18 protein-coding genes are annotated in these 19,899 nt (G+C 67.3%); 4 read left to right on the forward strand and 14 right to left on the reverse strand.

Annotation, left to right across the window (positions count from 1 at the left end):
* Window positions 1-203 precede the first annotated feature (203 nt).
* The 4 genes from repC to BOQ54_RS17935 all read right to left on the reverse strand — a co-directional run bounded on the left by repC (window position 204) and on the right by BOQ54_RS17935 (window position 5,838).
* Window positions 204-1,601 carry a plasmid replication protein RepC gene (repC, locus tag BOQ54_RS17920; RefSeq protein ID WP_082464770.1) on the reverse strand — a complete coding sequence of 466 codons (1,398 nt, stop codon included), beginning with the start codon at window positions 1,599-1,601 and terminating at the stop codon, window positions 204-206.
* Window positions 1,602-1,796: 195 nt separating this feature from the next.
* Window positions 1,797-2,801 carry a plasmid partitioning protein RepB gene (repB, locus tag BOQ54_RS17925; protein WP_071924649.1) on the reverse strand — a complete coding sequence of 335 codons (1,005 nt, stop codon included), beginning with the start codon at window positions 2,799-2,801 and terminating at the stop codon, window positions 1,797-1,799.
* A complete protein-coding gene (gene repA / locus BOQ54_RS17930; RefSeq protein WP_055458710.1) occupies window positions 2,798-4,009 on the reverse strand; it encodes a plasmid partitioning protein RepA in 1,212 nt (403 codons plus the stop codon). Before repA ends, repB begins: the two co-directional genes overlap by 4 nt.
* Window positions 4,010-4,782: 773 nt before the next feature.
* On the reverse strand, window positions 4,783-5,838 hold the full coding sequence (locus BOQ54_RS17935) for a hypothetical protein (RefSeq protein WP_083586062.1): 1,056 nt from the start codon (window positions 5,836-5,838) through the stop codon (window positions 4,783-4,785).
* Window positions 5,839-5,962: 124 nt separating this feature from the next.
* On the opposite strand from BOQ54_RS17935, the gene BOQ54_RS17940 reads away from it, so the two are divergent.
* Complete coding sequence (locus tag BOQ54_RS17940; RefSeq protein ID WP_071924651.1) at window positions 5,963-6,895, forward strand: DUF1403 family protein; 933 nt, start codon at window positions 5,963-5,965, stop codon at window positions 6,893-6,895.
* A 2-nt stretch (window positions 6,896-6,897) separates the two neighbouring features.
* Window positions 6,898-7,587 carry an SMC-Scp complex subunit ScpB gene (gene scpB / locus BOQ54_RS17945; RefSeq protein ID WP_063188890.1) on the forward strand — a complete coding sequence of 230 codons (690 nt, stop codon included), beginning with the start codon at window positions 6,898-6,900 and terminating at the stop codon, window positions 7,585-7,587.
* A gap of 19 nt (window positions 7,588-7,606) precedes the next feature.
* On the opposite strand, the gene BOQ54_RS17950 is transcribed toward scpB, so the two are convergent.
* The 5 genes from BOQ54_RS17950 to speB all read right to left on the reverse strand — a co-directional run bounded on the left by BOQ54_RS17950 (window position 7,607) and on the right by speB (window position 12,593).
* Window positions 7,607-8,407 carry an ABC transporter permease gene (locus BOQ54_RS17950; RefSeq protein WP_071924652.1) on the reverse strand — a complete coding sequence of 267 codons (801 nt, stop codon included), beginning with the start codon at window positions 8,405-8,407 and terminating at the stop codon, window positions 7,607-7,609.
* Window positions 8,404-9,258, reverse strand: a complete 855-nt coding sequence (locus BOQ54_RS17955) for an ABC transporter permease (protein ID WP_071924653.1) — start codon at window positions 9,256-9,258, stop codon at window positions 8,404-8,406. Before BOQ54_RS17955 ends, BOQ54_RS17950 begins: the two co-directional genes overlap by 4 nt.
* On the reverse strand, window positions 9,255-10,286 hold the full coding sequence (locus BOQ54_RS17960; RefSeq protein WP_063188889.1) for an ABC transporter ATP-binding protein: 1,032 nt from the start codon (window positions 10,284-10,286) through the stop codon (window positions 9,255-9,257). Before BOQ54_RS17960 ends, BOQ54_RS17955 begins: the two co-directional genes overlap by 4 nt.
* Before the next feature lie 80 nt (window positions 10,287-10,366).
* On the reverse strand, window positions 10,367-11,452 hold the full coding sequence (locus tag BOQ54_RS17965) for an ABC transporter substrate-binding protein (RefSeq protein WP_055458703.1): 1,086 nt from the start codon (window positions 11,450-11,452) through the stop codon (window positions 10,367-10,369).
* A 79-nt stretch (window positions 11,453-11,531) separates the two neighbouring features.
* Window positions 11,532-12,593, reverse strand: coding sequence for an agmatinase (gene speB / locus BOQ54_RS17970; protein WP_063188887.1), 1,062 nt, complete (start codon window positions 12,591-12,593; stop codon window positions 11,532-11,534).
* Window positions 12,594-12,866: 273 nt separating this feature from the next.
* Here speB and gcvA point away from each other — a divergent pair, with 273 nt between their 5' ends.
* Both gcvA and BOQ54_RS17980 read left to right on the forward strand, forming a co-directional pair.
* Window positions 12,867-13,817, forward strand: coding sequence for a transcriptional regulator GcvA (gcvA, locus tag BOQ54_RS17975; RefSeq protein ID WP_071924654.1), 951 nt, complete (start codon window positions 12,867-12,869; stop codon window positions 13,815-13,817).
* Between the two features lie 52 nt (window positions 13,818-13,869).
* The gene (locus tag BOQ54_RS17980; RefSeq protein WP_071924655.1) at window positions 13,870-15,036 is read left to right on the forward strand and encodes an aminotransferase; all 1,167 of its coding nucleotides are present in this window, start codon (window positions 13,870-13,872) and stop codon (window positions 15,034-15,036) included.
* A gap of 367 nt (window positions 15,037-15,403) precedes the next feature.
* Here BOQ54_RS17980 and BOQ54_RS17990 read toward each other — a convergent pair whose 3' ends face one another.
* The 5 genes from BOQ54_RS17990 to napF are packed head-to-tail and all read right to left on the reverse strand — an operon-like array spanning window position 15,404 to window position 19,890.
* Window positions 15,404-16,126: a cytochrome c3 family protein gene (locus BOQ54_RS17990; RefSeq protein ID WP_063188881.1), complete on the reverse strand. Its 723-nt coding sequence runs from the start codon at window positions 16,124-16,126 to the stop codon at window positions 15,404-15,406.
* A gap of 9 nt (window positions 16,127-16,135) precedes the next feature.
* Window positions 16,136-16,633, reverse strand: a complete 498-nt coding sequence (locus BOQ54_RS17995) for a nitrate reductase cytochrome c-type subunit (RefSeq protein WP_055458697.1) — start codon at window positions 16,631-16,633, stop codon at window positions 16,136-16,138.
* Window positions 16,606-19,098: a periplasmic nitrate reductase subunit alpha gene (napA, locus tag BOQ54_RS18000; protein WP_055458696.1), complete on the reverse strand. Its 2,493-nt coding sequence runs from the start codon at window positions 19,096-19,098 to the stop codon at window positions 16,606-16,608. Before napA ends, BOQ54_RS17995 begins: the two co-directional genes overlap by 28 nt.
* The gene (locus BOQ54_RS18005; protein WP_055458695.1) at window positions 19,095-19,397 is read right to left on the reverse strand and encodes a chaperone NapD; all 303 of its coding nucleotides are present in this window, start codon (window positions 19,395-19,397) and stop codon (window positions 19,095-19,097) included. Before BOQ54_RS18005 ends, napA begins: the two co-directional genes overlap by 4 nt.
* Window positions 19,390-19,890 carry a ferredoxin-type protein NapF gene (gene napF, locus BOQ54_RS18010; RefSeq protein ID WP_071924656.1) on the reverse strand — a complete coding sequence of 167 codons (501 nt, stop codon included), beginning with the start codon at window positions 19,888-19,890 and terminating at the stop codon, window positions 19,390-19,392. Before napF ends, BOQ54_RS18005 begins: the two co-directional genes overlap by 8 nt.
* Window positions 19,891-19,899: the final 9 nt, after the last annotated feature.

Here is a 19,899-nt window from a genome sequence, read left to right on the forward strand (position 1 = left end):
GGGTAGCGGAATGGAAGGCATCGCGGATCGCGCCAGGCACCGGGGTGGAGGATGCGTTGTCTATGTTTATTTCGACAACGACGCCAAGGCTCGCGCTCCGGTGGATGCCCGTCGCCTGGATGCGTCGCGGTGACGGATCGGGGTGGAACGAAGGGGCATTCTTGTTGAGGCGTGCCCGCAAGGCTGAAGATCTTTCGGACATCTCATGTTCGAGGTCCGATTCGGACGAGAGGGCCGTGTCTCCGATAGCGCTTAACGTTTTCCGGATCGGGGTAGCCGAGTTGTCCGAGACGGATGGGCGGGTGCAAGCGGGGAGATGGGAGCGTGTCAGAGGGGTGCGGACGAAGAGGGCCGATGGCCTTTCCGGCAGCTTCTTCTCGCGTCGCAAAAGCATCGGTTGTCGATGGTTCCGTGGCGAGCTTGGCGCGCCTCAGGGCCAGCAGCATTGGACCGACCGAGAAGGTTCCGCTCCTGGCGCGAGCGGTCAGCGTATGCAGGTAGGCACGAGGACTGCGGATCTGTTGGTGGCGCTCCAGGATGGCAGCAATCACGGCTGCTGCGGTTCTTGGCCCGAGCAACCCACAGGTGTCATGCCACGCTTCTCGGCCGACGCCGAGGAAGGTGCGGACGAGATCTGCGGCCTTCAGCAGTTCGTTCCAGCTGGTGATCGGGGTGCGGCTGTAGTCGGTGATTGCCGGGCAGGCAGAAAGAACGTCGTCGAGGCGCACGTCGTCCTGACGACCTTCATGTCGATGAAGAGATGGAGGCGTTTCCGACGTCGTTGCGGCAATGCGCTCATCTTCAGAATCTCGATTCTCTGAGGGTTGATTCTGTAGGTGGCGCTCAGATTGGGATTCATCGGCGCTCAGTTTTTGGAAAATGATGTTTTTTTCCAACGTCTTATGCACGTCCGTGCAAAGGTGTTGAAGCGCGTCGACGGTCGTTTCGAGAATGGTCTTGGGTGTGGTCGAAGGCAGATGGCCGGACAGGCTGGCGAGTTGGGCGGTGAGATCGGTCCAGGGTCCTGGCAGTGCTTCCTGCTCGGCAAACTGGATGAGCTTGCGGATGTCGCGGCGCAGAAGCGTGATGCGTTCGCGCAGCAGCATGATGGCTTTGCGGTGGGCTCTGACCTCGTCGGCAACGCGTTCGAACTCGCCGGCACGGCTGACGAGGGGCGTCAGGTCGAATCCGTAGGCGGTCTCAATGACGCCTCCCGGGCCCTTGCGGGCATAACGCTTGCCGTTGGGACTGTCCCGGCGGATGACGAGCCCCGCTTCGACGAGTGCGGCGAGGTGCCGTCTCAGCGTTGCGGGCGCCATGCCGTGGGCGCGCAAGGATAGTTCGCGGTTCGAGGGAAAGACCACGAGCTCGTTGCCGGCGGACAGCAGCGTTTCGGGATGGAAAGACAGGAGGGCGTTGAGGACGGCGAGTGAGCGGTCGCTCACGCCGAGCCGCGCCTTGCCTTCCGTGATGTTGCGGAAGACCTGCCATTTCTGGACCTGACCTTCGGGGGCCACCGCTCGGGCAGCAGTCTGCCTGGCCAATTGGCCAAACGTCACCGACCGCCGCCCGAAGGGCGTCGTGAAATAGGCGTCGCTCATCATTCCTGCTCCTCGCAGGCAAAAGATTTTTGCTCGCCGAAACGACGCCGACGCTTGACTGCGATTCGCGGAAGTGCGATTCTCACGGTCGCTACACACATGAGGAAGGGCTTCCGGAGCGGAGACGTTTCGGGGGCCTTTTCTTTTGCGGTGCTTGCTCCTCGTGTTGCTACGGTTCGTGACGGAGGACGGGCCTCAGCGCCGTCCCTTTTCCTGCGCTGCGTAACGGTCGAACAGCGCCGGAATCTGATCGAGCACGAAGGCGGCAAAACCTTCGTCGAGCGGCTGGGCGAAGGTGAGCTTCAGCGCACGGCCCTTGTGCTCCGCGTCCGCGATCTTGGCTCCATTGGCTGTAACGACGGCTTGCTTTGCCGGCCGACTGGCCCTCCCCTCGTCCGTTTGCGCTGCGCTGGCGAGGACCTGCAGGAAGCGGCTGTCGGAATCCGACTGACCGAAGGTCGCGCTCTTGATGAGGCGGCGCGTGCGGCCAAGCGCTCCGGGCTCGGAAAGCCGGGCGGCGAGGGCCTGCCAACGTGGCCGCCCGATCTTCGGCGCGCGGCCGATGGCGGTCACGATGTCCTCGGGGATCTCGCTCGCGACCGCAATCAGCTTGGAGACCTCTGCCCGATCGACCGTGAGCGCCTCCTGGATCACCGAGCGCTCGTGCCCAGCTCTCTCGAGGCGTAGCGCAAAGACCGCGCGTTCGATGAACGACAGGTCCTGACGGGCCGAGTTCTCGATGCCCTGAGCGATGACAAGGTCGGTATCCGACAGCGCCCGGACGACCGCTCGCACGTTGAGGCCGAGTTCACGCGCAGCCCGGATGCGGCGATGACCGAAGGCCGTCTGGTAACGACCTTCCTGCGCGGGATGCCGGCGCAGCAGCACCGGCACTTCCTGCCCGTTGACCCGCATGGAGGCCTTGAGCTGCTCGAACTCGGGCCCGCCGTCGTCGATGAAACGATCGCTGTAGGGCGACGGCTCGATGAGCGCGGGATCGATCTCGACCACGCTGGCGCCGGCGGCGATCGTTTCGCGCAGCACTTCATTCTCGCGCTCGATGCCGGAAAAAGATTCTTTTATCGAGCGGATTGAGCCGGCGGCCACGCGCGGCAACGGCGCAGCATGGTTGTCAGCTGACAACGCCTGTGCCTGCGGCGCGCCGAAAAGAGCCTTCAGGGTATCGGATCGTTTCGTCATCGGCCCCACACTGCGTTGATGAGCTGGACGATTTCGGCATTGACGGCATCGACGGATTCGAGCGCCCGGTCATAGGCCGCCCGACCGACGGAGCCGCGCTCCAGCTCGTAAAGCGACTGCTTGGTGAGCCCGGCATTGGCAATGGCGGTGGACTTCCAGGCGGTTGCCTTCAGCACGTCCTCGCCGAAAAGGCTGCGCAGGAGCGCGACGATCTGCGTCTCCGGCACATCGTTGGGATCGTGTCGGGTGACGACATAGCGGATGAAGTCGTGATCGAGCCGGCCGCCATATTCCTCCACGACCGACATGAGGTCGGAGGTCATGAGCAGGAACTGGTTCATCGAGGCGACGTCGACCATCTGCGGATGGACGGTCACGACCATCGACGTCGCCGCATTGAGCGCGCCGAGCGTGAGATAGCCGAGCTGGGGCGGGCAATCGATGACGACGATGTCGTAATCATCCTCGACCTCGCTGATCGCGGTCGCGACGCGGCGGAAGAAGAGGTTCTGGCCGCGGGCGCTCGGGTCGCGCATCGCGCGCGGGGTGTGGTGCTCGAACTCCATGAGCTCGAGATTGCCCGGCACAATGGAAACGCCGTCGAAATAGGTCGCGTGGATGATCTCCCGCATCGGCCGCCGGTGCTCGTCATAGCGGATGGCGCCATAAAGCGTCTGGTTTTCGGCGATGTCGAACTCCGGCTGATAGCCGAACATCGCTGACAGCGATGCCTGCGGGTCGAGATCGATGGCGAGCACGCGAAAGCCGCGCAGGGCCAGATATTGCGAGAGGTAGAGCGATGTGGTCGTCTTGGCTGATCCACCCTTGAAATTGGCCACGGCGATGATCTGCAGCTTGTCGCCGGGCCGGCGCGTCGGGAGGAAGTTGAGCGCGTCGCGGGGTCGGGAGGCGGCAAGATAGCGCCTCAATTCGTTGATCTGCGCCAGGCTGTAGGATCGCCGCCCGCCGGTGAGGATGGTCGGCATCGGCCCGAGGCCATCCAGCGAGAGCTGACGCAGATAGCCGTCGGAAACGCCGATGATGCGTGCAACTTCCCCCGATGTGAAAGACCGCAACGTCTTTTGAGCCATGGGCGGGAAGAGGGTCGCGCCGAGGCTGCGCAACTGGGCCGAAAGGACGCCTGCGTGGCGCGCTATCCTGGCCGAGGCCGACTCGATTCTGGTCTGGTTTTCGACGATCGTCTGCATATCCTATCGCTCTCAGACGGAATTATGGCGTCTAACGCTCATATGCCGTCTGGCGCAGGAGACACGATTCTGCCCCGGGCGGCAAGAAGATTAGGGTTAACGAAATCTTAATGGCCCCTTTCGTCATCTCGACGACGATGGCGATGCTGTCGGCGAGATTTCTGTGTTGACGAGCAGCGTAAAGTAAAAGTCCCAGCGTAAGGTCGAGGTGCGGATTGCGGGCATGCTGCGGCGACGGGATGTTGTCACCTGACAACGGCGGAGCGGTGTTGCTTCCGCCCGCGCGGTTGTTCCTTGCACGCAAGGTGTCGCGCCGTCTGCGTTCAGGCAGCAATGCGGCGCGAGGCCGGCGCCCGATCGTCCGCACGCGGTGATCGTTATCATTGGCTGGGCAGCCGGGCGGGGGGAGGTGCGCTCCGGGGCCTCGGGCTGGGTGGGTGCGCTGCCGAAGGCCGATGCGACCCCGAGCCTGGGAGCGGCGCGACGAGGGGCGGCGATCGGCGGCCCGATGGAGGGTTGATGAGTCCTACCGGCGCCGTTGGGTTCGGTAGTTCGGTCATGATCTGCCGCTTGTGGCGGCTCGGACTGGAGATGGCGTTCTGTTGTCAACTGACAACAGGACGCCAGTTGGCGGCTGGGAAGGCGACCGCTATTGCCTTTGCGACGACATGTTGTGGTCAAGGACCTGTCCTGCGCGGCCACAGCGTCTGCAGGGACATCGGAGACTGGACCCGGCTTCGCTGGCTGGCCTGTAGGTGCACGGGTCGCAGGGCTTAGAGGCCGAGCGCTTTCGTGAAATTGACAAGGAAGTGGCCTCGGCGGTCGGCGCCTTCGCTGCCGGGGAGGCGTGTGCGGCGCGCGCCGGCAACGGTCGCGAAGGTCCGGCCGGCGCGCAGGGCGTCGGCGCCGAAGATTGGCGCGCTGCCCTCGCGTGTGCGATCGGCGTCAAGGCCGGCGGCGAGGGCGGCTCGCCGGACGAGACGGGCCACGTGCTTGTCTGCGAGCCGCGCGTCCGCGACCGTGCGGCCGTCGCGGCCGATGCGGCGGAACAGGGGGCCGTCGCCAAGGCGGGCGAATCTGATCCACCGCTCTACTGCGGCCACCGGGCAGGTGCTCTCGCCGGATCCGCGACCGACAGTCGCCTCCAGCCAACCGTCGGCTTCGCGCAGTCTCAGCCGCAGTCCTTCCCCGTCGATCTCGACGGCGCCGCGGCTGCTGGCGGCAGCGCGGCCGATGTCGAGCCCGACGATCTGCGAGCGACGCAGGCCGGCTGCGAAACCGAGAAGGAGGATGGCACGGTCGCGCAGGCCGCGCAGGTCGTGCGGCAAGGTGCCCAGCATGGCGAGGATATCGGCTGCGTCAGCGGCCTCGCGGCGACGCGCCAGATCGGGCTGTCTGCGGAGATTCGCAAGCGCCCTGGCGATCGCGGGGGAGGAGCGGTCGAAGGTCTGGCCACGCTGTGCCGCATTCCAGGCAATCGCGCAGAGGCGGCGCTCGATCGTGGCACGGGAAAGGGGGCGGCTGCTCGCGTCGCCGATCGCACAGGCCTCTATGTAGAGTGCGATGGTTTGCGGATCCGGGGCCGGGGCCGCGCGTCCGCTGCGGCGGCACCAAGCGGAAAAGTGCTTCCAGTCCTTGGCATAGGCAAGGCGCGTGTTGGCGGTGTGAGGCTTGCCGGTCGGCTCGCCGCGCCTGGTAGAGGAGGAGAGGGGGGGCGCGCACTCCGGGCCGGGCGATGCGCCCGGGGCTCTCGCCTGCGCGCGGGCCTGCACGCTTCCGGGGTTCGGATGAGCGGCATTTTCAACAAGCGAGGTGTTGTCGGTTGGCATGGTCCGGTCTCGCCTGCTTACGTCCGATAAGGTAACATTATCGGACATGAGTGGCGTTCGACAAGGGCGGCGCTTACACGGGTCAGGGATAGGAAAAAGCGCCGCGCCGGGTTAGCCTTCGCCCATGGAGAATGCACGATTCGTTCCCCGGCCGATGGCGCCGCCGCCTGTCTGGCTGCGCGGCCGTACCGACGGAGAGGGCGAGGCCGAGGCGGCCTTCCGGGCCGGCGCTGCCCTGGCGCTGCTCAATACGGTAGCGACAGCGGAGCACGAACTCGGCGTCCTGTGGCGGCAGCGCTGCGCGCTGCGCGCGGCCGTCGCCCATGTTGGGTTCCTCGGCCGACGCGAGGACGAGGCGACCTTGCGCGACAGCTGGTATCTGCGCCGGGCCGGTGACGACCCCGGTCCGGGCGGCCGCATCCTCGGGTTCTGGCGGCGTCTTGCTTTGCCGGGAGCCTTGCGCTTTCAGGCATGGCCGGGCGCGCTGCGCGAGGTGGGCCATGCGGCCGAGCCCGAGGCGCTCGAACGGGTTCTCACGCTTGTGGCCGATGCGGCGTCGAACAGGCGCGGCTTCCCCGTCGCGGCCGCCGCCCGCGCCGCTACCATTGTTATGCAGGCGAGGCCGGAGCTCGACTGCGTGGCCCTGTGGCTGGCCGATGTCGTGCTTGCCCGGCAGCTCGGCTGGCTCTCCGCGGTACCGCTGATCGCGCCGCAGGTTCGCCGCGCCGACCTGCGCCTTGCGTCAAGGCCCGATGGTGCGGAAGCGTGGCTGCGGGTGTGCTGCCTCGCCTATCAGCGCGGGGCGCTCGAGGCGCTCGAGCTCTATGGCGATCTTGCAAGGCGCGCCGAAAGGCTGGTGGCAACTGCGCCACGGCTGCGCTCCAGGGCCGCGGCGGGGGCGGTCGCGCTGTTGCTGCGCGAGGATGCGACGGCGGCGGCCAGCGTCCGGCAAGGGACGAGCGACCGGGCAGGAAGGCGCCTGTTCGAGCGGCTCGTCGCCCTCGGGGCCGTGCGGGAGCTCACCGGGCGGCCGAGCTTCCGCCTCTACGGGCTGTAGCCGTGGCGACGCGCCCCAGAAGCGAGGATGCGCTCGACCGGGAGCTTGCCGATCTGCCGGCCGAACTGCGCTGGCGGGAATGGATGGGGCGCGTCGAGGCGGTGCTCTTCGCCGCGGCCGAGCCGGTGCCGCGTGAGGCGCTCGCCCGCATCGTCGGCCGTGGCTGCGATGTCGATCTCGTCATCGACGATATCCGCGCCGAGCTTGCCGGTCGTCCCTATGAGGTGGTCGCTGTCGCCGGCGGCTGGCAGATGCGTACGCGCCGGGCCTATGGCGCGGCGGTGCGTGCCGTGCGCGGCCAAGGCGAGCGGGGGGAGGTGCTGTCGTCGTCGGAAATGCTGACGCTCGCCGCCATCGCCTATTTTCAGCCGATCACGCGCGGCGCGCTGTCCACCTTCTTCGGGCGGGAGGTCGGGCGCGACCTCGTCGCGCGTCTGCGTGCCGCAGGTCTGGTCGCCGCCGGGCCGCGCAGTCCCCAGCCGGGAGCGCCCTACACCTATGTGACGACCCCGACCTTCCTCGCCCGCTTCGGGTTCACCAGCCTGCGCGATCTGCCCGACATCGAGCAGCTGGAGGAGGCCGGGCTGCTCGACAAGGAGAAGCTCCTTGCCGATGGCTGGACCATGCCGGGCGGGGAGGAGGATGAGCACGCCGCCGACGATGGCGACGAAGAGCCCCACTCAGACGCGTGACGAAGAGGCGGGCATCGGCTCAACTCTCCTTCGACGACCAGGCGCCGAGGAGGCGCGGCAGGTCGCCGAAGCGGGCGACGAGGCTGAAGATGAGCGCGGCTGCCGCGACGAAGAACACCGTTACCGCTGCCATGGTGGGCGTGTAGCCGTAGCGCAGGGCGTTGAAGATCTTGATCGGCAGTGTCTCCACGGTGAAGCCTGCGACCATGTAGGCGATGATGTATTCGTTGAGCGAGAGCACGAAGGCGAAGGCATAGCCCGAGACGAGATAGGGCGTGACGAGCGGCAGCACGACCGTTCTCAGCACGGTGCGATCGTCAGCGCCCATGGTGGCGGCGGCTTCCGTCAGGCTGCGGTCGACGGAAGAAAAGCCGAGGGTGATGGTGACGAGCGGCAGCGTGACGAGGAAGATCGCGTGGCTGATCACTACCGTCCAGGGTGCGCCGTAGAAGCCGGCGGTCGCCCAGAAGCTCAGGAAGCCGAGGGCGGTGATCACCGGCGGCAGGATGAAGGGCGCCGTGCCCAGCGCCTGGAACACACGCGCCCAGGGGGCATGCCAGCGCCACAGGAACCAGGCGAGCGGGAAGGCGATGGCGACGGCGAGGGCCGCCGCGCCGGCCGCGATGGCGAGGCTGGTGAGCAGCGCGCCGCGCCAGCCGGCATCGGTGAAGACCTCGCCGAACCAGGCGAACGAGAAGCCGACCGGCGGAAAGGTGAGCGTCCTCTGCGCATTGAAGGAGACGCCCGCGACGACGACGATCGGCGCCGCCAGTACCAGGGCGACGAGCACCATGAACAGGCGCGTGAAGAGGCGGCTCATTGGGCGGCCTCCTTGCGTCCGACGAGCAGCGAGAGCCCGACGAGCGCGAGGCTTACAAGGACGAGGAACACGGCCATCGCCGCCGCGAAGGGCAGGTTGGACTGGTAGATCGCCTGGTCGGTGATGAGCACGGACAGCGTCCAGTTGCTCGGCCGCCCGAGGAGCTGCGGCAGGAGATAGGAGCCGAGCGCGAAGACGAACACCATGATCATGGTGGCGAGGATGGTGTTGCGCAGGGCCGGCACGACGACCGTGACGAAGGCGCGGGGAGGGGAGGCGCCCAGGGTGCGCGCCGCCTCCATCAGCGTTGGGTCAAGCCGGGCGAGCGCCGGATAGAGCACGAGCACCGTATAGGGAAAGGCGTGGTAGCTGAGGCCGGTGAGCAGCGCCCCGAAGCTGGGCGACAGAGACATGGGTTCGCTCATGAGGCCGAGCGCGACGAGGATATTGGTGACGCCGGCCGTGCGCGAGAACAGCGTCGACCAGGCGAAGCCCACGATGACCTCGGACAGCGAGACGATGGAGAGCAGCGCCACGAGCCACACCACCTGCCAGCGCCGCGGCAGCCGCGCGAGCAGGAACGTGAAGGGGAAGGCAATGGTGACGGCGACCAGGGCAACGAGGGTCGCCAGCACCAGCGAGAAGCCGAGCACCTGGCCGAAGAAGGCGGACAGGAACCGCGCGTAATTGTCGAAGACGAAGTCCGGCTCGTAGAAGGCGCCCTGCACGCGGCGGAAGAAGCTGATCGCCACCATGATGCCGAAGGGCACCACGAAGAAGACGGTGAGCATCAGCGCCGGAAAGACGAGCGGCGCGTAGTCCTGCAGCCGTTGGGGCCGTGCCGCCGTCATGCGCCGAGCACCACGCAGGCGTCGGCGGGGAGCGCGAGGCCCACCGGCGCACCGGGTCGGAGGTCCGGCCGCTCGCGCGGGCTCGCCACGGCGACGATCCTCTGGCCGTCGGCCTCGACATAGATCTCGATGCTGGCGCCGAGGTCGCGCACGAAGTCGACCCGGCCGGTGATCGCCGCCGCATGCGGCGGCACGAGGCGCACGTCCTCCGGCCGCACGGAGATCGTCGCCTCCTCCGTCGGCAGGGCGATGCCGACAAGCGTCCCGCCCGGCACGAGCACCGTGTCGCCTGCGCCGCGCCGCGCCTTGATGAGATTGGTGATGCCGATGAAGTCGGCGACGAAGGTGTCCGCCGGGCGGCGGTAGATGTCGACGGGTGGCGCGCTCTGGCGGATGCGTCCCTCGTTCATCACGACGACGAGGTCGGCCATGGTCATGGCCTCGCGCTGGTCGTGGGTGACGACGACGGTGGTGATGCCGAGGCGCTGCTGCAGCTGTCTGAGCTCCACCTGCATGGCTTCGCGCAGCTTGGCGTCGAGCGCCGACAGCGGCTCGTCGAGCAGGAAGAGCCGCGGCTGAAGCGCCAGTGCCCGGGCGATGGCGACGCGCTGGCGCTGGCCGCCGGAGAGCTTCGATACCGGCCGTTCGCCGAAGCCGGGCAGGCGCACGAGCGCAAGCAGTTCCTCGACGCGCCGCGCCTGCTCAGCTTTCGCCACATTGCGGATGCGCAGGGGGTAGGCGATGTTCTCGCCGACGGAGAGGTGGGGAAACAGCGCCAGCGACTGGAAGACCATGCCGAAATCGCGCTGGTGGGCGGGCGTCCGCGTCACGTCCGCGCCGCCAACGAGGATGCGCCCCTCGCTCGGCTCCTCGAGGCCCGCGATCATGCGCAGGAGCGTGGTCTTGCCGCAGCCCGAGGGGCCGAGCAGGCAGACGAAGCTACCGTCGGGCACGGAGAGGTTCACCCGGTCGACGGCCGCGACGGAGCCGAAGCGCTTCGTGATGTTGTCGAGCACGAGGCCGGTCATGGGAATCCCTTTGCGGCAGTCGGCAATGGGCAGTCGGTAGCGCAAAGACCTGGCGACTGCCTACCGCCGATTGCCCCCTCTCAGCCGACGATCATCTCCGTCCATTTCTGGTTCAGCCAGTCGGCCCGCGACAGATAGAGGTCGTAGCGCGGCACGATCGGCGGAATGTCGGAGGAAACGGCCGCGAATTCGGCATCTGTCAGGTCGAGAAGATCGCGGCGCACCGTGGGCGAGGTACCGACTTTGCGCGACATCAGTGCCTGGATTTGCGGCTGGCACATGTAGTCGATGAAGACATGCGCCTCGTCGAGGGCCTTGGAGGCGCGCGAGACCGCCCAGGAGCCGGAATCCAGGATGCCGCCCTCCTTCGGGAAGGTGGAGCGCACCGGGTGCCCGTCGGCAGCGGCAAGGCCGGTGACGTCGTGATAGTACTGGCCCATCGGGATCTCGCCCGATTTCAGCGCCTGCTCGAACTGCGCCTCGTCGCGATACCACAGCTTCACGTTGGGCTTGACCTCAGCCAGCTTCTCGAAGGCCTTGAGCTGGCCGGCCTCATCGTCGAGCGCCTGGGTGCCGCCGAAGAATGTGGCGGCCGTCACCTCGAGGAGGAAGGAGTTGGAGACGAGGGCGAGCAGGCCGAGCTTGTCCTTGTTGGCCGGATCCCACAGGGCCGCCCAGGACGTGGGCGCCTCGGGAAAGACCTTCGTATTGGTGACGAGCGTGATGTACCAGGAGACGGCGCCGATCCCGGCGACGCGGCCGTCCGGGTACTTGTTGACGAAGCGCTCGACGAGACTGGCCGTGTTCTTCATCTTGGCCAGATCAAGCGGCGCCCACAGCTCGCCGGCTGCGCCCTTGAGCAGCGCGGTCTGCGACATCATCGACACATCGGCGGGAGCGACGCCCGCCCGAGCGGCCTGCGACAGCTGCACCAGCCAGGCCTCGCCCGTGGGCTCGGCGATGCTCTCGACCGCGATGCCTGTCGCCTTGGTGAACTCCGGGAAGATGTGCTTGTCGAACGAATCCTTGAAGAAGCCCCCGTAGACGCCGACCTTCAGCGTCTTGTCGGCGGCGCGCAGGATGGTCGGCATGCCAAGCGCGGCAAGGCCCGCGGCCCCGCCGGCAAGGATCGTGCGGCGACTGACGCCGTTATTTGGTCTCGTCATGACAATCCCCTCGATATCCCGGCGTTGAGTCGCCGTTTGATGCATCTTGCCGCCGTTTAGCGCCGGCGGCACGCGGTTTTCAATCCTTCCTTCCACCGACCGACGGGCTGAAGACCATCAGGCTGAGGATCTCGAACAGCATCTGTGCGCCGGCATGGGCCGTATTGGCGGTTGCATCGTATTGCGGCGCCACTTCCACCACATCGCCGGCGACGATGTTGAGCCCCTTGAGGCCGCGCAGGAGTTGCTGTGCCTCGCGCGTCGACAGTCCGCCGACCTCGGGTGTGCCGGTGCCCGGCGCGAAGGCCGGATCGAGGCTGTCGATGTCGAAAGAGAGATAGGTCGGGCCGTCGCCGACGACCTCGCGTGCCCGGGCGATGACCGCCTCTGGACCCATCGCGGCGAATTCCTCGGCGTGGATCACCGTCATGCCGGAATCGGTGGAGAATTCCCACAGATATTCGGCCGCTCCGCGGATGCCGATCTGGATGGTGCGCGTCGGGTCGAGCACTCCGTCGAGCACGGCGTTGCGGAACGGGCCGCCGTGGTGGAACTTGGTGCCGTCGAAGGCGCCGCCCGTGTCGCAATGGGCATCGATGTGGATGAGGCCGACCGGTGCCTCGCGGCCGACCGCGCGCAGAATGGGATGGGTGATCGAATGGTCGCCGCCCACCGCGAGCGTCGCCACGCCCTGTTCGAGGAAGCGGCGGAAATGGGACTCGATGTCGGCATGGCAGCCCTCGAGATCGTAGCGGCTGCGGAAAGGCACGTCGCCGACGTCGGCGGCGGTGAGTTCGCCGACGGGCATGCAGTCGAGCACATGGTTGTAGGGGCCGATGCGCTCGATGGTGCGCAGTGCCCGCGGGCCGAAGCGCGAGCCGGAGCGGTTGGTGACGCCGAGGTCCATGGGCACGCCGACGAGCGCCACCTGAAGGTCGCCGAAGGTCGTCTCCTCGGGGCCGACCGGGCGGTATGGCGCCGACAGGAAGGTCGGCACGCCGCCATAGGGCAGGGCGCGTGTGCCCTTGGCGCTGAAGATCCGCTCGGCCACCTTGCGGAAGCGCGGATCGAAGACGGAGCCACCATGTCCGGCACCGTATTTCTCCCGCAACCGCTGAAGATCTTTCTCATCAATCGTCATGGAAGGCGTCCGATCACCGTGTTGGTATTGCATTCACTCTGCGCGCCGCAAGTTACGGATCGCGCATTTTCTAATTACAATGCCGCAAATGAGCCATGGTATCGTTCATGAATGCTTGTTTTTTGGCATTTTCATAAATATATATTAATTTACATGCACTCGGCACATGCGAGCCTCTTGATCCGATAATGCTGCAGTCTCGCCCGGCTGCTGGCAAGCGAGATTATTAGAGGCTAATCTGTGAGGAATTTTTACAGTCCGGACGATGGCGCCGTGTCCAAACGCCTGCCGCCCCTCAATCCCCTGCGCGCCTTCGAGGTGACGGCGCGTCACCTGTCCGTCTCGCGCGCGGCGGCCGAGCTGCACGTGACGCACGGGGCGGTGAGCCATCAGATCAGGGCGCTGGAGACGGCGCTCAAGGTGCAGCTGTTCGAGCGGCGGGGCGGACGGCTCGCGCTGTCGCCGCACGGGGCGGCGCTGCTGCCCGTCGTCGCGGGCGCCTTCGATTCCATCGCCGAGGCGATCGCCCTGCTCACGCGACCGACGACCGAGGGCGAGCTGGTGGTGAGCTGCGTCCAGGCGGTGGCGTCATTCTGGCTGGTGCCGCGTCTCGGCAGCTTCACCGAGCGGTACCCCGGCGTGCGCCTCAAGCTCATCGCCTCGAACGATCCGCGCGAGATCTATTCCGACCGGGTGGATCTCGCCCTCGTCTACGGCGACGGCCATTGGCCGGACCGCGTCGTCGAGCCCTGGACGGACATCTCGCTCTTTCCCGTCTGCAGCCCAACGCTCGCCAACAGCCGGCCGCTGCGCGAGGTGGCGGATCTCGCCAGCCACGTTCTCCTGCACGGCGACGACGGGCGCGAATGGAACAGCTGGCTCGCTGCGGCCAAGGCGCCGACGCTGGCCTATGGCCGCCGGCATTTCATGTCGAACGCCCATCTCGCGCTCGAGGCGGCGATCAACGGCTTGGGGGTGGCGCTCGGCGACACGGTGACGGTGAGCCGGCTCCTGGCGGACGGGCGGCTGATCGTGCCGTTCGACCTCGCCGTGCCAGCGCCCGACGCCTTCTTCATCGTCACCCGCAGCGAATTGCGCAACACGCCGATGGTGCGCGCCTTCATCGACTGGCTCTTTGCCGAGCGCGTCCGGGACGAGGCGCGGCCGGAGCGGACGCCGCGACGGGCGCGGACCGGCCGGCGCGAGTTGCAACGCGCCTCCTGACAGGCTAACCCGCGGCGTCACGCGCGCCGCTTTCCCATCCGAGACACATCCGATGCCGGTCAATCCCCTTCTCGCCGCCACGGCGAGCCCGCCCATCCCCGAGGCGCAAGCCTGGCGCGCCGCCTATGACGGCGCCTTCGGCCCGTTCATCGACCTGTCGCAGGCCGTGCCGGGGCGCCCGCCCCATGCCGACATGTTGAAGAAGCTGGCGGAGGCAGCCGCCAGTGCGGAAGCCGCCCGCTACGGCGCCATCACGGGCGACAGATCCCTGCGCGAAACATATGCACAGCATGTGTCCGGGCTCTACGGCGGCAAGGTGGTGCCGGAGGAGATCGCCGTCACCGCCGGCTGCAACCAGGCCTTCTTCGTCGCCATGCTCGCACTCGCGCGGGCCGGGGAGGCTGTGCTCCTGCCGACGCCGTGGTACTTCAACCACCAGATGACGCTGGCGATGCTGGGCATCGAGGCGCGGCCGCTGCCCTGTGACCCGGAGGCCGGTTTCGTCCCGGATCCGGAAGCTGCGGAAGCGCTCGTCGACGAGCGCCTGCGCGCCATCGTCCTCGTCACGCCCAACAACCCGACCGGTGCCGTCTACCCGCCTGACGTCATCGCGCGCTTTGCCGAGCTGTGCCGGCGGCGCAACCTGTGGCTCGTCATCGACGAGACCTACCGCGACTTCCTGCCGCCGGAGGCGGGCCGGCCGCATGATCTGCTGGCGGGGGAGACGTGGCGCGACAACGTCATCCAGCTCTACAGCTTCTCGAAGGCCTACGGCATTCCCGGGCACCGGCTCGGCGCCCTCATCGCCGGCACGCCCGTCATCGCCGAGATCACCAAGGTGCTCGACTGCCTGCAGATCTGCGCCCCGCGCACCGGCCAAGCGGCGCTCGCCTGGGCGATCCCGGCGCTTGCCGGGTGGCGCGCCGCCAATGCCGAGGACATCAACCGCCGGCTTGCCGCCTTCCGTGCTGCGCTCGCCGATCTGCCGGAGTGGGGCGTCACCTCGATCGGCGCCTATTTCGCCTATCTGCGCCATCCCTTCCCCGGCCGCAAGGGGCGGAGCGTGGCCGAGCGGCTCGCCGCCGAGCGCGGCGTGCTCGCGCTGCCAGGCGGCTATTTCGGTGAGAGCGCTGACGCCCATGTGCGCGTCGCCTTCGCCAATGTGGAGGCGGAGGAGATCGCCCGCCTGCCGGAGCGGCTGGCGGCTTTCCGGCTTTGAATGCCGGCAGCCTGCGCGAGTCTCGTCCTCGCGTAGCCGCGCCGTCAGGCCCGCGCCTGTCGCGGGCATCCACGCCTTGGAAAGACGTCCAACGTCGGACGCGTGGATGGCCGGGACAAGCCCGGCCATGACGGTGGCGAGGGCCGGATCAGCGGCGGAAATGTCGCCCGCGCGTTCCTGTTCCTGGCGTCGACGAAGTGCCATGGAGCGCCCGTGCTGCGGCGAGACGCAACAAGCCCCACCGTCATGCCCGCGCTCGTCGCGGGCATCCATGCCTTGGAACGACGTCCAACGTCGGAGGCGTGGATGGCCGGGACGAGCCCGGCCATCACGCGGGAGAGGGAGCGTTTGTTCTTCGGCTAAGCGACTATTGCGCCTCGATACCGGCGAGATAGGCGCGGACGGCGTCGAGGCCTTCGCTGCCGCCGTGCCAGGACTGGCGGCCGGAGGCTTCGAGCTCGGGGTCGACCGTCCAGCCCGGTTCGATGCCCGTCATGTCCGGCAGGAGATGGGCGATGCCCTTGTGGCAGTCGATGCAGGTGCGCTCGCCGGTGACGAGATAGCGGCTGTGGATCTCCGCCGCGCGCCGCGTCTGCTTCGTGAAGTCCATGGCGATGGACGAGTGGCAGTTGCGGCATTCGAGCGAGTCGTTCGCCTTGAGGCGCGCCCATTCGTGCTTGGCGAGCTCGAGCCGGGCGTCGAGAAACTTCTGGCGCGTGTTGATGGTGCCGAAGATCTTGCCCCACACTTCCTTCGAAGCCTGCATCTTGCGGGCGATCTTGTCCGTCCAGTTGTGCGGCACGTGGCAGTCGGGGCAGCTCGCACGCACGCCCGAGCGGTTCGAGAAGTGCACCGTCTGGGTGAGCTCCTGATAGACATTGTCGTGCATCTCGTGGCAGGAGATGCAGAATTTCTCGGTGTTGGTGATCTCAAGCGCGGTGTTGAAGCCGCCCCAGAAGATGACGCCGCAGATGAAGCCGCCAAGCGTCAGGAAGCCCAGACTGAGATAGGCGCTCGGCCGCGTGATGACGTGCCAGAAGCGCAAGCAGACCTGCCACAGCCGTCCGAAGAGGTTTCTCAGCCCCTGCATGGCAGCCCCTTATCGTTGTCCGCCGAGCTTGCTGGCGTCCTGGAAAAGATTGGGCACGAGCGGCGACGCATCGGTCTGCGGCACGTGGCACTGGGTGCAGAAGTAGCGCCGCGGCGTGACGTCGGACAGCACCTGCCCGTCCCGGTCCATGAAATGCGTGATGCTGATCATGGGCGCGCCGGAGCCCTCGGTGAACTCCCGCTTGTGGCAGGACAGGCAGCGGTTGGTGTTCAGCGTCAGCTGGTAACCCTCAATGGAATGGGGGATCACCGGCGGTTGCTCGGGATAGTTGCGCATGCGCTTGACGTCATCGACGATCGGACGCGCCAGCGGCGGGGCCTTCACCTCGCTCATCGGCGCGGCCTCGCCGGTCAGGCGCGGCACGATCTGCGGTGCCTCGCCCGCGGCCGAGAGGGCGCCCGCGAAGAGCACGAGGCAGGCTGCGGCGAGCCCGGCGCGGAAGGCGCTGGCCGGCGGGTTCAGACGGGAACGACCTTGACCGCACATTTCTTGAAGTCCGTCTGTTTGGAGATGGGATCGGTGGCGTCGAGCGTCGCCTTGTTGATAAGCTGGCTCGCGTCGAACCAGGGCACGAAGACCACGCCGGGCGGCATGCGGTTGCGCCCGCGCGTCTCGACGCGCGTACGGATTTCGCCGCGGCGCGAGATCAGCCGGATCTCGGCCCCCTGGTTGAGGCCGCGCTGGCGCGCGTCGTCGGGATGCATGAAGCAGCGCGCGCCAGGGAAGGCCTTGTAGAGCTCGGGCACCCGCATGGTCATGGAGCCGGAATGCCAGTGCTCCAGGACGCGGCCGGTGACGAGCCACAGGTCGAACTCCGTGTCCGGCACTTCGGCGGGCGGCTCGTAGGGCGCGGCGACGATCTTCGCGCGCCCGTCCGGATTGCCGTAGAAGGCGACACCCTTGCCCTTCTCGACATAGGGGTCGTAGCCCTCGCGGTAGCGCCACAGGGTTTCCTTGCCGTCGACCACCGGCCAGCGCAGGCCGCGCTCCTTATGGTAGGTGTCGAAGGGCGCGAGGTCGTGCCCGTGACCACGCCCGAACTCCGCATATTCCTCGAACAAGCCCTTCTGCACGTAGAAGCCGAAGTGCCTGGCCTCCACGTTCTCGTAGTTCGGATCGAGCTCGGCGAGAGGGAACCGGTCGACGTTGCCGTTGCGGAACAGCACGTCGAACAGCGTCAGGCCCTTGTAATTGGGGTTCTGCTCGAGGATCTCCGCCGGCCATACCTCGTCGGTCGTGAAGCGCCTGGAGAATTCCATCATCTGCCAGAGGTCGGAGCGCGCCTCGCCGGGCGCATTGACGAGCTGGTGCCAGAAATGCGTGCGCCGCTCGGCGTTGCCGTAAGCGCCTTCCTTCTCGACCCACATGGCCGCGGGCAGGATGAGGTCGGCGGCAAGCGCCGTCACCGTCGGATAGGCGTCGGAGACGACGATGAAGTTCTCGGGATTGCGATAGCCGGGATAGGTCTCGTTCGAGCTGTTCGGCGCCGCCTGCAGGTTGTTGTTGACCTGAATCCAGTAGAAGTTGAGCTTGCCATCGTGCAGCATCCTGTCCTGCTGCACGGCGTGGTAGCCGGGTTTCTCCGGGATGATGCCGTGTGGGATGCGCCAGATCTCCTCGGCCTTCTTGCGGTGCTCGGGGTTGACCACCGTCATGTCGGCCGGCAGGCGGTGCGCGAAGGTGCCGACCTCACGGGCCGTGCCGCAGGCTGAAGGCTGGCCGGTCAGCGAGAAGGGGCTGTTGCCCGGCTCGGAGATTTTGCCCGTCAGCAGGTGCAGATTATAGACGAGTTGGTTCGCCCACACGCCGCGCACGTGCTGGTTGAAGCCCATGGTCCACAGCGAGACGACCTTGCGGGCGGGGTCGGCATAGAGCTCGGCGAGCTCGCGGAGGAAGCCGGGCTCGACACCGGAGAGCTCCGACACCTTCTCGAGCGTGTAGTCGGCGACGAAGCGCTTGAAGGTCTCGAAGTCGGTCGGCTCCATCGCCGTGACGTCCTTCGCCTTGCGCGCCTCGACCTCGCGCGGGTCGTCGTCGCGCAGGCCGTAGCCGATGTCGGTGGCGGCCTTGACGAAGGTGGTGTGCTTGCCGACGAAATCCTCGTTCACCCGCCCGGTCGTGATGATGTGGTTGGCGATGTAGTTGAGGATGGCGAGGTCCGTGCCCGGCTTGAAGACGATGGGAATGTCGGCGAGGTCGGCGCTGCGGTTGGTGAAGGTGGAGAGGACGGCCACCTTCACATGCGGATGGCCAAGACGCCGGTCGGCGATGCGCGTCCACAGGATCGGGTGCATCTCCGCCATGTTCGAGCCCCACAGCACGAAGGCGTCCGTGGCTTCGATGTCGTCGTAGCAGCCCATCGGCTCGTCCATGCCGAAGGTGCGCATGAAGGCATAGGCCGCTGAGGCCATGCAGTGGCGGGCGTTGGGGTCGAGATTGTTGGATCGGAAGCCGGCGCGCATCAGCTTGGTCGCCGCATAGCCCTCCCAGATCGTCCACTGGCCGGAGCCGAACATGCCGACCGCTTCCGGCCCCTTGGCCTTCAGGACCTCCTTGGCCTTGGCGGCCATGACGTCGAAGGCCTCGTCCCAGGTCACGGGCGTGAAATCACCGTCCTTGGCGTAGACGCCGCCCTTCTTGCGCAGCAGCGGCTGGGTCAGCCGGTCGGCGCCGTACATGATCTTGGAAAGAAAGTAGCCTTTGATGCAGTTGAGGCCGCGGTTGACCTCGGCCTTGACGTCGCCGTGGGTGGCGATGACCTTGCCTTCCTTGACGCCCACCATGACGCCGCAGCCCGTGCCGCAGAAGCGGCAGGGCGCTTTCGACCACTGGATCTCCAGCGTCTCGACGCCGCCCATGACCGGCTGGGCGGCGGCGGTGTGGATGCCGGCTGCCATGGCCGCGACGCTGGCGGCCTGCGCCTTCAACATGTCTCGCCGCGAGAGCGTCATGGCGATTCTCCAAGGTCTGCAAGGGTTGTGATCTGCTCGAACACGAGATTGGCGGACAGGACGCCGTCGAAGGTGGCGATCGTCGCCAGGCGCCCGCCGAGGGTGGCGCTGTCCGGCCCTTCCATCACCACGACGATCCTGCCGTCCGCGACGTGATGGATCTCCGTGTCGGGAAGGGCGCCTACGCACTTCACCACCTCGGCGCAGCGGTCCGGCAGGGTGCGCACCACGGCGCTCGAGATATGAAGGGTCGTGTCGGGCTCACGCGTAACGGGATCGGGCACGGCGGGCTCAGGCATGGGCCGCCTCCGCCGGAACGTGGGTGGTGATCGCCGCGGCCGGGCAGGCGGCGATGCAGGCGCCACAGCCGGTGCAGCGGTCGCTCGCGATCTCCGGCAGGGCCGGGCCGCCGAGGCGCGGCCGGAAGCGGATCGCCGCTTCCGGGCAGGCGTCGCCACAGCTCTGGCAGATGATGCCGCGCGCCGCGAAACATTGCGCTCCGATGGCCGCCGCGTGGGGAAAGGCCGGTGCGGCGACGTCGAACACCGGCTCTGGGCAGGCTTCGGCGCAAGCGCCGCAGAAGGTGCATTCGCTGGAGAAGGCGATCGCGGGGCGGCCGTCGGCGTCCGGCGTGATGATGTGTTGCGGGCAGGCCGTGGCGCAGGCGCCGCAGGCCGTGCAGGCGGCGGTGATCGTGGCCTCGCGCGACCAGGGCGGCCGGACGGCTTCGGGCCGGGGGGCGATCCGCCCCCTGAGGAAGCTGCGTCTGTCGAGCCTCGCTGCCTCGCTCACGATTGGCCT

The sequence above is a fragment of the Chelatococcus daeguensis genome, from assembly GCF_001887265.1.
Taxonomy (GTDB): Bacteria; Pseudomonadota; Alphaproteobacteria; order Rhizobiales; family Beijerinckiaceae; genus Chelatococcus_A; species Chelatococcus_A sambhunathii.